We start from the raw sequence: 923 nt of genomic DNA, 5'->3' as shown, positions 1-923 counted from the left end.
ACCCTGGTCACGGCGACCGGTTTCGCGCCGGTCACGTCGACCACCACGAAGTCGGCCTTGCCGTCGCTCGGGTCGGTCCACTCCAGCTCGATCGTCTTGCCCTGGTACTCGGCGCGCTTGAGGACCGGGACGAATTTCGGGTCGGTGTTCGGGAGCGGGCCCGCGTCGCCGGACTCCGAGGCCGCCGGCGGTGTAGTGGTGGTCGTCTGCTGCGTCACCGGCGGCTGGGCCTGCTGCTTGTTCTGCTTGTCGTCGGGACGGTTGAGGAGCATGCCCGCGAGGATGCCGCCCGTCACCGCGACCACGGCCAGCAACGCGAGCACGCCGCCGCGCCTGCTCTTGCGCACCGGGCCGGTCATCGGTTCGGTGGGCAGCGGTCCAGCGGGCGGCAGGTCGACGGCCGGCAGCACGGCCACCGGCTGCGGACGCGGAGGCGGCGGCACGAGGTCGTGCCGCCGGTAGGTGAGGTCCGCGAGCTGGCCGCGCCACGAGTCGTCCGGCTCCTCAACGGGTTCCGGCTCCGGTTCCGGTTCCGGCACGTACCCGCGCGGCCCGAAACCGGGCGCCTCCGTGGGACCGTCCGGAATGACCCAGGTGCGTTCGCCCAGCATCGCCGTCGCGTCCGGGTCCACAACGGACACAGCGGCCGCGGAGTTGGCCGCCAGCAACGCGTTGCGCAGCTCCAGTGCCGAGCCGAAGCGTTCCGCGCGGTCCTTGCACAGACAGCGGTTGATCACCGCGACGAGCGGGGCCGGCACGTCGAACCGGGTGAGCTGGCGGGGCTCGCCGGTGCTGACGCGGCCGACGTAGGAGAGCAGCGTGTCCTCGTCCGGGTTGTCCGACGCGAACGGCGGTTTGCCCTCCAGCAACGTGAACAGCGTCGAGCCGAGCGACCAGATGTCATCGGCGAACGACGGCGCCGC

1 protein-coding gene is annotated in these 923 nt (G+C 72.0%); it reads right to left on the bottom strand.

Features of this window, described 5'->3' with window-relative positions; all coding sequences use genetic code 11:
• On the bottom strand, positions 1-923 hold a 923-nt coding region (locus B0F77_RS46480; RefSeq protein WP_483868467.1), incomplete at both ends, for a serine/threonine-protein kinase.

It is taken from the genome of Lentzea kentuckyensis (assembly GCF_002150765.1).
Taxonomy (GTDB): Bacteria; Actinomycetota; Actinomycetes; order Mycobacteriales; family Pseudonocardiaceae; genus Lentzea; species Lentzea kentuckyensis.
This window is presented reverse-complemented; position numbering and strand designations above follow the sequence as displayed.